At 40.0% G+C, this 12,797-nt stretch carries 11 protein-coding genes and 1 other annotated feature; of the genes, 3 read left to right on the plus strand and 8 right to left on the minus strand.

The annotated features are described in order from the left end of the window. The first annotated feature begins 4 nt into the window (after positions 1 to 4). Positions 5 to 817: an SDR family oxidoreductase gene (locus F8M42_RS13015; protein WP_182187217.1), complete on the plus strand. Its 813-nt coding sequence runs from the start codon at positions 5 to 7 to the stop codon at positions 815 to 817. Between the two features lie 104 nt (positions 818 to 921). On the opposite strand, the gene F8M42_RS13020 is transcribed toward F8M42_RS13015, so the two are convergent. Next, the gene (locus F8M42_RS13020; protein ID WP_182187219.1) at positions 922 to 2,379 is read right to left on the minus strand and encodes a DASS family sodium-coupled anion symporter; all 1,458 of its coding nucleotides are present in this window, start codon (positions 2,377 to 2,379) and stop codon (positions 922 to 924) included. Between the two features lie 509 nt (positions 2,380 to 2,888). Between F8M42_RS13020 and panC the strand changes: the two genes are divergently transcribed. Beyond that, positions 2,889 to 3,746 (plus strand): pantoate--beta-alanine ligase, encoded by an 858-nt coding sequence (gene panC / locus F8M42_RS13025; protein ID WP_182187221.1) that lies wholly within the window; start codon positions 2,889 to 2,891, stop codon positions 3,744 to 3,746. Continuing rightward, complete coding sequence (gene panD, locus F8M42_RS13030; protein WP_182187223.1) at positions 3,746 to 4,138, plus strand: aspartate 1-decarboxylase; 393 nt, start codon at positions 3,746 to 3,748, stop codon at positions 4,136 to 4,138. Before panC ends, panD begins: the two co-directional genes overlap by 1 nt. Before the next feature lie 96 nt (positions 4,139 to 4,234). On the opposite strand, the gene F8M42_RS13035 is transcribed toward panD, so the two are convergent. The 7 genes from F8M42_RS13035 to F8M42_RS13065 form a co-directional block, all read right to left on the minus strand. Continuing rightward, positions 4,235 to 5,404: an aminotransferase class I/II-fold pyridoxal phosphate-dependent enzyme gene (locus tag F8M42_RS13035; protein ID WP_182187225.1), complete on the minus strand. Its 1,170-nt coding sequence runs from the start codon at positions 5,402 to 5,404 to the stop codon at positions 4,235 to 4,237. Further along, on the minus strand, positions 5,401 to 5,880 hold the full coding sequence (locus tag F8M42_RS13040) for an Lrp/AsnC family transcriptional regulator (protein WP_182187227.1): 480 nt from the start codon (positions 5,878 to 5,880) through the stop codon (positions 5,401 to 5,403). The genes F8M42_RS13035 and F8M42_RS13040 overlap by 4 nt, the downstream gene beginning before the upstream one ends. A 138-nt stretch (positions 5,881 to 6,018) precedes the next feature. Next, positions 6,019 to 6,217, minus strand: a binding site (T-box leader). Positions 6,218 to 6,338: 121 nt separating this feature from the next. Next, positions 6,339 to 7,877 (minus strand): DHA2 family efflux MFS transporter permease subunit, encoded by a 1,539-nt coding sequence (locus F8M42_RS13045; RefSeq protein ID WP_229711360.1) that lies wholly within the window; start codon positions 7,875 to 7,877, stop codon positions 6,339 to 6,341. A gap of 2 nt (positions 7,878 to 7,879) precedes the next feature. Next, entirely contained in the window at positions 7,880 to 8,929 is a 1,050-nt protein-coding gene (locus F8M42_RS13050) for an HlyD family secretion protein (RefSeq protein ID WP_182187232.1), read from the minus strand. Between the two features lie 62 nt (positions 8,930 to 8,991). Continuing rightward, entirely contained in the window at positions 8,992 to 9,597 is a 606-nt protein-coding gene (locus F8M42_RS13055; RefSeq protein WP_182187234.1) for a TetR/AcrR family transcriptional regulator, read from the minus strand. A gap of 229 nt (positions 9,598 to 9,826) precedes the next feature. Continuing rightward, positions 9,827 to 11,401: a ClC family H(+)/Cl(-) exchange transporter gene (locus tag F8M42_RS13060; RefSeq protein WP_182187236.1), complete on the minus strand. Its 1,575-nt coding sequence runs from the start codon at positions 11,399 to 11,401 to the stop codon at positions 9,827 to 9,829. Between the two features lie 179 nt (positions 11,402 to 11,580). Further along, entirely contained in the window at positions 11,581 to 12,765 is a 1,185-nt protein-coding gene (locus F8M42_RS13065) for an MFS transporter (RefSeq protein WP_182187238.1), read from the minus strand. Positions 12,766 to 12,797 lie beyond the last annotated feature (32 nt).

The raw sequence follows: 12,797 nt of genomic DNA on the forward strand, positions 1-12,797 counted from the left end.
TTTCATGAGTTGGTTAAATATTGAAAACAAAGTAGTTATCGTCACCGGTGGTGCCTCAGGAATAGGCAAAGCTATAGCAGAAGCTTTTTTAAAACAGGGCAGTAACGTTATAGCAGCAGATATGAATAACGAACCGCCTGAGATAAAAGGCAGTAATTCCAATAACTTTCTTTATGCCATTACCGATGTCACTAAAAAGTCATCCGTGGATGCCATGATAGCCAAAACACTGAAAAAATTTAATAAAATTGACATTTTAGTCAATAATGCCGGCATAAATATTCCACGTCTCCTAGTTGATTCCCAGAATGCCGGAGGGCAATTTGAACTCGACGAAAAAGTCTGGGACCTGGTCTGTAACGTCAACCTAAAAGGTGTATTCATCTGCGCTCAGGCAGCTGCCCGCCAAATGGTCAAACAAAACAGCGGTGTCATTATCAATATGTCATCCGAAAGCGGTCTGGAAGGCTCAGAAGGACAAAGCGTTTATGCCGCCACTAAAAACGCCTTGAATTCACTTACCCGTTCCTGGTGTAAGGAACTTGGCAAACACAACATCCGTGTAGTCGGACTTGCACCCGGCATCATGGAAGCCACTGGTCTTCGCACCATCAAATATGAAACCGCTTTGGCTTACACCAGAGGCATAAGTGTTGAACAATTACGTGCCGGTTATTCCCAAACGACTACCATTCCGCTTGGCCGCTCCGGTAAATTAAGCGAAGTCGCCGACACGGCATGTTTCATCGGCAGTGATCGAGCCAGTTATATTCATGGCATAACACTTAACATCGCCGGCGGAAAAACACGTGGTTAATACCTTAAAGTAATATTTTACCAATAAGCAGAAGGGCCGGGTATTTATAAAAATACCCGGCCCTTCTGCTTGTATTCACAACAAATACTGCCAATATAAAATATTTATAAAACAATACCAAGCCATTTCCAATAAGTCCCCGCCAGCAATAAAATCAATAAATATGCCACAATAGTTATCGGTATTCCGGTGCGTATGAAATCGCGCGCTGTCACTGTTTCGGTACTAAATACCACCAAATTCTGCGGAGCATTAACAGGCAGAATAAAACCAAAACAAATGACGTACTGCAATATCATCGTCATTCCAACGACATTCAGGGTATGCACCTGTGATGCCCCCTGCAAAATAGAAATCATTATAGGAATCATTGCCGCCGATAATGCTGTTGCACTGGCAAATCCTAAATGTATAACAATTAAAAATAAGCTTAACACGGCTAATATACCAAACGCCGTCATCGCATATAAGTCAAACTTATTAACAATACACGATGCAATCCAGTCAGCCGCTTTGGTTGCCAATATAGTCGTTCCCAGACTTATTCCCGTTCCGAAAAGCATCAAAGTGCCCCAGCTGACACGATTTTGCACATATTTCCAATCCATAATACCAATCTTAGGCAAAAGCATGATTGTTATCGCCAGCAAAGTTGTCGTAGTAGTATCAAACGGATGAACAATTTTTTCTGTTGCCCATAAAAACAACAATATCAAAGATATACCCATTAGTTTTTTTTCATCCCCGGACATTGGTCCCAGTTCATTTAATGCTTTAGCTACCGCTTCTTTACCACCCTTAATCTCCTTAGTTTCCGGTGGTATCATTTTCAATAAAATAAAATAGAGTGCTACCGACATAATAGCCGCAAACGGTGCGGCTGCTATAAACCATTCACCCCAGCTGATATAATAACCCAGCTGTTTTTCAATGAAACTTAAAGCAATCATATTTTGCGCTGCCGCCGTTTTAATTCCTACATTCCAAATACTGTCAGCCTGCGCCACTGCGATCATCATTACTGCCGCAAAACGGCTTTTCATTGAAACACCAAAAGAATGTATTATTCCTAAAATTATCGGCACCATACAGGATACCCGGGCAGTAGTACTGGGTACAAAAAAACTTAAAATAAATCCTACGGCAATTACCCCTATCAAAACACGATTTGTTTTGGCACCTATTTTCGATAAAATCAATAATGCTATCCGCGTATCAAGTTTTGTTTTAACCATCGCCACAGCGATAAACATCGCACCTCCCACCAAGGCTAATGCACTGGTGCTAAATCCCGATAAGGCGAATTTCAGTGCCCCTGTTGTGCCCAATATTTTATCTGGCTGTGCCGGGTTTGGTGACAATCCCAGTAATAACGCCATCAACGATACTATCAATATTGAACTTACCGGATAAGGGACTGCTTCCGTCATCCATATTATTACGGAAAATATCAATATCCCCAAAACCCTTTGACCGGAAACCGACAATCCGTCAGGTGTCGGTAATAATATTATTACAAACAAAACCAAAGCTCCGATAATAAGACCATACTTTTTACCCATATAATAACCTCCCTGCTTATTATATTTATATGAATATTTATTAATTATACATAGTTTTGCATGTAATTATGCAAATACTTTTTTATAAAATAACGAAGCCTCAAAACACGTTGTTTTGAGGCTTCGTTGCCTACAAAGTTTACTTAATTATAATATAAAGCAAGCTTACTTTCAATAGTAAAACACTATTATATGCATATTATTGCAAAATAACATGCAATTTACAGTTATATTATGACACATGTGCAATAATGATATACAAAATTTTATTAATTTGCATATATATTCTTTCTATGCTATTATATGCGGGTAACAAACATATGAATTGAACAGCATCGTCGTGAGCTGTATCACGAACCTGGTTTGTTGACATCATCTATATCGCTTGGATCACCGTGACCGAGACGAAGGCATAAGATATTTCTGCGCACTTGTCCGTCAAAGTGCGCTTTTTTATTATGTCTCTCACTTTTCCTGTTTGTTACAAAAATAAGAAAAGAGGCTGCATCATGATTTTATGTACAGACATCAAACAATTGCAGAGATTATCTGCCACTGCCAGACAAGCTGGCAAGTCTGTTGCCCTTGTTCCAACAATGGGAGCTTTGCATGAAGGACATGTTTCACTCATACATGCCGCTCACACAGAAAACGATCTCACCATAGTAAGTGTTTTTGTCAATCCAACACAATTTGGGCCCCATGAAGATTATGAAAAATATCCCCGTAATTTGGCAAAAGACTGCAAGACTGCAGAAGCAGCCGGTGCGGATATCGTATTTGCGCCGCCCGCCGATAAACTATATCCCCATAAAGATCCTGTCTGGGTCGAGGTCACCGGCAGTATAAGTAAAGTACTATGCGGCCGCGCACGCCCGATCCATTTTCGCGGCGTAGCTACCATTATAACCAAGTTGTTTCACATAGCTGCTCCCGACAATGCTTATTTTGGTCAAAAAGATGCCCAGCAGACAGAAGTTTTAAAACGTATGGTCGATGATTTATTTTTCCCCGTCCGGCTGCATATCATGCCAATCATCAGAGAAGCCGACGGTCTTGCTAAAAGTTCTCGGAACATTTATTTAAATCCTGCTGAAAGAAAAGCTGCGCTGGTACTTTATAAATCGCTTAAACAAGCACAAAAACTTTTTCTTCAGGGTGAAAAAAACAGTGATGTTATTTCAACTGCCGTACGCAGTATGATTGCTGCCGAACCCTTAAGTACAATCGACTATGTCGAAATGTACACATTGCCCGGATTGATCACTGTCGGAAAAATACTGGATAAACGCACCTTATTAGCAGTTGCCGTAAAATTTGGTGCTACGCGGCTCATTGATAATACTATACTGGAGGTTGACGCCTGATGATTTATAATATGCTTCATGGTAAAATTCACTGTGCCACAGTAACGCAAGCCAATCTTTCTTATATGGGAAGCATTACTATCGACGAAGCACTTCTCGAATTGTCAGGCATTTTGCCTGGTGAAAGAGTCCAAATCGTCAACAATAATAATGGTGAGCGTCTTGAAACCTATGTTATAAGCGGCGAACGCCACAGCGGTATTATCTGCCTAAATGGTGCTGCTGCCAGAAAAGCTGTCATCGGTGATATTGTCATCATCATCGGTTATGCTTTAATGGATGAAGCTGAAGCGCATAACTATATCCCCAAAATTGTAATGGTAGATAAAACAAATCGACCTATACAAATAAAAACCAAAGAACAACAGCAAGAGCTGCCTTTGTCAACCTGATCATTCACTATAATCATATTTTGTATTAAACCGCCCCTGTGAATTAGAATTTGGATATAATTCACAGGGGCGGTTTAAAGTGATGCATAATTTTCATCAAATATTTTTAAGAAAATTTTCGATACGGTTTAACGCTCCGGCTATTTTATCTACCGAAGTGGCATAAGAGCAGCGAATAAACCCCTCACCGCATTCACCAAAAGCATTACCCGGTATGACTGCTACATGCTCACGTTCCAATAAATTTTCGACAAATTCCTCTGATGTCATACCTGTTTCCTTGATACTGGGAAATATATAAAAAGCCCCTTTTGGTTCAAATGTCTTTAAACCCATACGACAAAATCCTTCATATATAAGGTGCCGACGCTGATCATATTCATTGATCATTTTATGCATGTTTTTTTCACCGTTGCGCAAAGCCTCTATCCCAGCTACCTGAGCTGTCACCGGTGCACAAAGCATCGTATATTGATGGATCTTATTCATGGCCTCAATAAACACAGGATTGGCCATGGCATAACCCAGACGCCAGCCGGTCATTGCATACGCTTTAGAAAAACCATTAAACAATATTGTCCTGTCTTTCATGCCTGGTAATGTTGAAAAGCAAATATGTTCCAATCCGCCATATGTCAAATCCCCATATATTTCATCGGACAAAACAATCAAATTATATTTCTCGGCAAATTTGGCTAGTCCATTCAATTCTTCTTCAGTCAGAATTGTTCCTGTAGGATTATTAGGATAGCCTATCAGCAATGCCTTAGTGGCAGGTGTAACAAATTTTTCTAAATCAGCGGCAGTAACTCGAAACTCATTTTCTATTTTAGTCGGTACCGGAACAGGTTTACCTCCGGCCAAAATAACACATGCTTTGTATGATACGTAACACGGTTCAGGAATCAGCACTTCATCTCCGGGGTTCAATATTGCCCGCAAAGCCAGATCCACAGCCTCGCTGACTCCCACCGTCACAATTATTTCCTCTGCCGGATTATAATCTATGGCATAATTTTTTTTATACAGATTGGCTATTTCCTGCCGCAGCGGCAGCATACCCTTATTCGTGGAATAAGAAGTATATCCCTTTTCCAATCCGTAAACGCAACTTTCACGAATATGCCATGGCGTAACAAAATCAGGTTCACCTATACCCAATGTTATTACATCATCCATACTGGCCGCAACATCAAAAAACTTTCTTATGCCCGAAGGCGGTACCAAGTCGACTGTATCAGATAGTGCCTGTTCCCAATCATTCATGGTGTCATCACCAGCCTGCGGTCATCTTCCTTGTCATCGATAATCGTACCATCTTTTTTATAAGCCTTAAGCATAAAATGGCTGCGCGTTGACGTCACCCCTTCAATGGTAGATAAACGTCGAGCCACAAAATCAGCCACTTTATTCAATGACTGCCCTTCAATGATGACCAGCAGATCAAAACTTCCTGACATAAGAAAAACTGATTTGACTTCGTCAAAACGATATATGCGTTCAGCGATAGCATCAAACCCGACTTCTCGCTGTGGTGCGACATTGACTTCTATAACTGAAGTAACATTATGATCCCCAAACTTTTCCCAATCAATAAGTGTATTATAACTCATTATTATTCTGTCATCTTCAAGTTTTTTTATTGCTTCTTCAATTTCAAATTCCGGTTTATTAAGCATCGCCGCCAATTCCTTCACTGGACGGCGGGCGTCATGTTCCAGCAATTGCAATAATTCTCTCATAACTAATTTCTCCTTTACAGTCACAATTTCGTCTAAAACTGTATTACCATCCCTTAAATACCATCCAATGCTGCAGTCATTTTCAAGACAGGGAAAAACCGACAATACAATCAAAGGGATAAAAAAAAGCCCTCATCCGAAAAGGACGAGGACATTGTTCCCGTGGTACCACCTTAGTTAGCAAAATGCTCACTTTCAGTCCGATAACGCCGAACCACCCGGTCAGTTTTCACTGACAGCTCGCAAGCAGCTTTCCGCTATATTAATTTTACGGTTTGCACCCACCACCGCTTCTCTGAAAAATAATATAACGTACTTTCTTGTTCATCACTTACTTTGTATGTGCTTTTTATCATAGCACATACAAATCCTTAAATGCAAGTAAATTTTTCAGACATCATTCGATTAAAAAACATATTTACCTGCCTGCTGCTTTGTATATAAAAATAATACATCGTTTAATCTGCTTTTTTTAATTTGTTTCCGGGCATAAATAGCGCACTTATTGCTAAGGTCAATAGCACCACAGCAACAAAATCATACGTATCATGAAAAGCTAAAATATCAGCCTGATGAATCAATTCTTGATAAATATGCCCCATGGCACTGATTGGTGCCTGCAAAGCCGGTATTCCAGAATTTATCGCTGCCTGCATATAATCAGCAATTGCCGTTTTATAACCAAAATTATCAACTGTCAAATGCTGCACGAGGTTAGACTGTTCTATCTGCTCGCTGTGTGCGAGCTTATTCATAACTATAGCAATACCAACACTGCCTCCCAGGTTCCGCATCAATGAAACAATAGCCGAGGCATTGCTGCTGTCCGCTGGTGCTATTTTAGAAAAAGCAAGCGTACTGGCTGGAATAAATAAAAATGGCAATCCTATTGTCTGAAACACTCGCATTATGACGAAAGTTTCATAATCAGTCTGCGGTGTTACCATTCCTGTCAACCACATGCCAAAAGCATTCAGCAGCATACCGATGGCAATTAAATATTTTGCCTGAACTTTAGTCACCAATTTACCCACTATCGGCATCATCAGCATTACAATTACTCCGGCAGGCGAAAGTACTAATCCTGCTAAAGTAGCATCATAACCAAAATTTGTCTGTACCAGCATCGGTAAAAGCGCAGAACTGGAATAAAGCGCAAATCCAACAAAAAACAGCATAATGCATGGCATGGAAAAACTTGGCAGCCTGAATAAACTCAGTTTTACTATCGGATTCTTCTGACGAATAATCCAGCAGATGGCAGTTATAATGCCGCAGGCAGCTATGCCGGCAAATAGCATAATAAAGGTACTGTCAAACCAGTCTTCCTGTTGTCCTTTATCAAGGACGATCTGCAATGCCCCCAATCCCAAGGCCACCAATCCCAGTCCAATATAGTCTATTGAAGCGACTTGTCTCTTTTGTGCACTTGGCGGATCACTTACCAATACCTTTACTAAAAACACTGCCAAAAAACCTATTGGTACATTGATAAAAAAAATCCAGCGCCAGCTATAACTGTCCGTTATATATCCACCCAAAGTCGGTCCAAGTATTGGTGCTATTACCGTAGTAATTCCTGTAATGGCAAATGCCATTCCCAACTTTTCCGGAGGAAAACTATCCTTTATTATCGCTTGTTGGCTTGGTTGAAGTCCACCGCCTGCCAATCCTTGCAACAATCGGCAAATGATCAGCATCGGCAGTGATGTAGCTATACCGCATAAAAAAGATGCCCCCGTAAATCCTAAAATACAGAATATAAAAAACCTTTTGCGTCCCATAAATGCTGCCAGCCAGCCGGACAACGGCAATATAATCCCATTTGACACTAAATAAGACGTAAGTACCCACGTACTTTCATCTGTACCGGATCCCAACGAGCCGGCAATATGTGATAATGCCACAGTCACTATCGTCGTATCCAAAATTTCCATAAAAGCGGCCAGACTAACTGCAGTAGATATCAAAAATGGATTTACCACCTTACCTGCCATAATCATTTTGCTCCAAATAAATGTACAGTAGGAATAACCGACATTCCCAGACCCAGCACAGATAATTGCTCATTATTTATGTCATTAAATACTATTTTTACCGGAATTCGCTGAACCGTTTTAACAAAATTACCTGTGGCATTTTCTGCTGGAAATAATGAAAAATACGAACCTGTTCCCGCCTGAAAACTATCAACGACTCCGGTCAATTTCATATTGGGAAACGCATCCACAGATATATCCACCTTATCTCCCGGGCGCATACCCTTAAGCTGATTTTCCTTAAAATTTGCTGTCACCCATAAGTTTGAACTAACCAGAGAACACAATTGCGTTCCAGACTGGACATAAGCTCCGGCTTCAACACTCTTTTTCGTTATCCGTCCATCTATTGGTGCAGTTATTTTTGTATATTGTAAATTAGTCCGGGCCTGTTCAAGTTCCGCCGCAGCTTTTTCTACCTGTGCTTCAAGCTGTTTTACACTATCATTGCTTTTGGCAATCACACTTGGTGCAGAATTAGCAGAGTTCAGCTCCGCCTGCATTTGCTGCAATGCCGCCCGTGCTGACTTTTCTGATTCGACCGCCTGATCATACTCCTGCTGCGAACATGCACCATTTTCTATCAGCATCTGCATACGCTGCTTATCAGACGCAGTTTTTTCCCACGCCGCCCGGGCAGCATTAACTTTTTCCTGTGATGCCTCTACTCCCGCCGGAGCTGTTATTAAAGTAGTCTCAGCATCATCTTTTTCCGCCGCCAATGCTGATTGAGCGGCCTGCAAAGCCGCTTGGGCATTTTTAACCTGCAAATCATAGTCCCGACTGTCAATTTCCATAATGACATCACCAGCTTTAACTATTTGGTTATCTTTTACATATACGGTTTTTATATATCCCGCTACTTTCGGGCTTATTTCTACTACATGCCCGTCAATCGCTGCATCATCTGTAGATACTTCACCACGGTATAAAAAATAATAAATACCTGCCCCAGCTAATAAAATAAGAACAACTGCAGCCGCTTTTTTCATCTTTGCATTAATTTTCATTTCATCACCTTTTATTTTTAACTGCTCCCGCATAATAAAAAAACGTTGTTTGTCACAATCCTTCAGACATCATTTTTAATTTCACATTTTAACAACGCTTTGGCAAACAGCTGTGTAGAATTTTCAATATAAGTTTTTGTAGATATATCAACAAATCTCCTGTCCAAAGTTATTTTCGAATAAAAAAAACCGAAATTCATAGTAATAAATGGTAAAGCAGCTACTTCTATATTAACGTCTGCCGACAATTTCCCCTGTGATTCCAAATCCTTCAAATATGCTACCATAAATCTCTTAAAATGATATGGTGGTAATTTCTCCCAGTCTTTTGCCGCAAGAAAAGTTTTTTCCTTTATCAGCAATATTACAGCATTTTTATTTTTTTCCATTATTTGATGATAAGTACTGCTTATCATCAATAAATCTGTCCGTAGATTTCCAGTTAATTTATTTTCGAATATTTCTTTTAAAGAAGGAACAAAAGAGCATCTTTCTATAACTGCCTCCAATACTCCCTGCTTACTGGAAAAATGTCTAAAAACAGTCATTTCACATGTTTTGGCGGCAGCTGCTATATCTTTCATCGACACTGCCGCAAATCCTTTTTCAATCATTAACTTCAAAGCCGCCTGAATGATCCTATCCGCAGTGCTCAGATTATCTTCCATGCTTTAACCTCATTTCTACGCAATATATAATCATTAATTATGTTAGTTATACTAACTAACATAATTATCACACCGGCAGGAAATTTTGTCAAACAAAACATCATTGTTAAAAAATCAGCTGCCTTCATCAACACAGCAGTCAATGAAAACAGCCTTTTATAAAAGTCAACATAACGTATCTATGAACAAAAGTCGCACGAATAAAATTAATAAACTTGACAATATCCTCTTAATTATTTTTCTCTGATAATATACCCTGCAGTATTTCAATTTGGTCTTCATATGCCAAAATATACAAATAATCACCGACCTGCAGGCGTGTCTCTCCGTCTGGAACAATTTCTTCTTCACCGCGCCTGATATCTATAATCAGACTATGCTTCGGCCATTCAATGAATTTAATGCATTTGCCATCAGCATTACTGCCATTGCCCACTACCCGTTCTATTATTACACGTTTATAACGCAAAACTTTTTTTATCCGTGCATGCTTATTTAAAGAACGACATAATAATGCATCATACACAGCTCTTCCTTTAGCCATATCAACTGCAACATATGCTGCCATTGATACACATATCAAGGCCATCATATGCTGAAATGACCCAGTCATTTCCATAATCAAAATACTGCCTGTAATCGGTGCCTTAACTACCGCTGAAAAATATGCCGCCATCGCAAAAACGATAAAATTGACCTCATAAGCAGAAATGTCCACACCAACAGCTATAACAATATGGCTGAATACACCACCAGCCAATGCTCCCAAAACCAGCATCGGTAAAAATATACCTCCCGGAACACCTGAACCAAATGATAACGCTGTAAAAAATATTTTCCCCAGATATAATATGCACAAAAAAGCTAATCCATAATGTTCCTTCACTAATATATCAACCAAACGATTACCACCGCCTAAAACTTGCGGTAAAACAAATCCCAAAATAACTGCTACTGCTAATGGCAATGCCGGTTTCCACATTTTTTTTAAAATTTTTTGCCCGTCAAACCAATCCATTGCTTTAAATAATAAACGGTTAAATCCCAAACCTAAAAAACCAACAAACAATCCCAATAAAATCAACAGGCCATACATTTTCATCGGCAACACCGGCAGATTACCGATATGAAACACCGGTATTTCACCAAAAAAGATGGCCGTAACGGCCGTTGCTGTCACTGAAGCCGTTGCTGTTGCCATCAGCACAACAGGAGAAAAATTGCGGTATAATTCTTCAAACCCAAAAATAATTCCTGCCAGCGGTGCATTAAAAGCAGCTGCCAGACCGGCACAGGCTCCGCTGGTAAGTAAAAACCTTTCCTCCATACGTGAGCGTCTCCTGCTACGGCTTATACCTTGTGCCAAAGCCGCTCCCAGCTGAACACTTGGTCCTTCACGCCCCAGCGAAAGTCCCGAACCGATAGCAATTACCCCTCCGACAAACTTGTAAAATAAAACGCTGAACCAATTCATATGCATTTTTCCCAGCAATATTCCCTTAATCTGCGGTATCCCACTACCAGATGCCATCGGTTCCTTCTTTACAATATAGTACAATAAAAACGCGAACAGCAACATCAACAAACAATATAATAAAAATATTGTCCAATTATCCCATGAAAAATGTTTATATACCCAAGGACGCAGTTCCTCTGAACCTTCTAAAAGGCCTCTGTAAGCCGATACTACCAGCCCGGTTGCAACACCAATTAAAATTCCCTCCAGACATAACTGCAGACGGAAATACCTGGCTTTATCCTCACCAAAAGCAGTCACAGCTTTTGATAAATATGTTTCTTTCATATAAATTCTCCCGCAGGAATACCCCTCCACTATAAAATTATTTTTATATAAATTTAATGTCATTAAAATATTACCACATTTATCAGCATTTCCCAAATTTACCTTTAATCCATTCATAATAAAAAAACGGGCAGGGCATTTAGCTCCCCACTCGTTTATTATATGGCAATATGCTGTATTCACATCGATTTATTGAGTTTTTTCTTAGATATCGGCGGCAGGAAAAACGTTCCCAGCGCACCTACTCCTGCAATTAAAACAATTAATTCCATTACAGCCGGCAATCCATAACTATCAGCGAACCAGCCCAAAGACGGAACCACTATACCACCGACACTGAACGATAATCCCAATGTTACACCAGAAGCAAAACCAATATTTTTTGCCAAATAACTTTGTCCCAATACCACATAGGAACTATATGAAGCAAATGCCGCAAATCCGAGTGGTATCAATAACATATACAGTACGATAATATTTCTTGTCATTACCACTGCTACCAATGAAATTACCAATCCTGCCATGCAATATTTTATAACTTTGATATAACCAAACCTATCCGCCAGTACTCCGCCAATAAGTGTCGTTACCACCCCGATCAATGATAATATTGTCAGCGTTGAACTGCCAACGCCATTTGACTGAAGCAATACATGTACACAAAACAATGGTAAAAAACTTTCCACTGCACAAAAGACTATGGAACGGCAGACAATAACCACTGTCAGCCGAGAAAAAGCATGCCAATTATTTTCACCTTGTACTGTTTCCTGATTACTCGAGATTTTTACAGCATATTTTTCCATTCTATCAGCTGCTTTTTTTATCCGCGGTACCAGGAAAAAAAGTGCTCCGCTCATCAATATTGCAATAGCAGCAAAGGAAATTATCCCCTTCATGCCAAAAGCAGTAACCAATGCCACCGCCAATAAAGGCCCTACTCCGAATCCGCCATTACCGCCAACGGAAAATATACTCATACCCAGGCCTTTTTTACCGCCTGAAATACGATTTACCAATCGGGCGGCCTCAGGATGAAAAATCGAACTGCCTATTCCCATAAAAGTAACCGCTGCGAATATTGCCCAATAGTTTGTAAATAAACTGGTAGCTCCCAAAGATACACCGCACAATAATACCCCAAATGACATAAACCATGGTCTCGATACCCGATCAGCCAGATAGCCAAAAATTGGCTGCACTATTGAAGACAGAAAACTGCCGGCAAACATAAGCCCGCCCACAGCCTTATAATCCATGCCGTAAAAAGTCACGAAAAATGGCAGTAGTGCTGGTAAAGCACCTGAATTTATATCATTACATAAATGTGCTGCCGCCATAAAATACAAATACTTATTTTTCAAGAGAACACTTCCCTTATATGTTTTTTCAACAA

The organism is Pectinatus frisingensis, from assembly GCF_014076555.1.
GTDB lineage: Bacteria > Bacillota > Negativicutes > Selenomonadales > Selenomonadaceae > Pectinatus > Pectinatus frisingensis.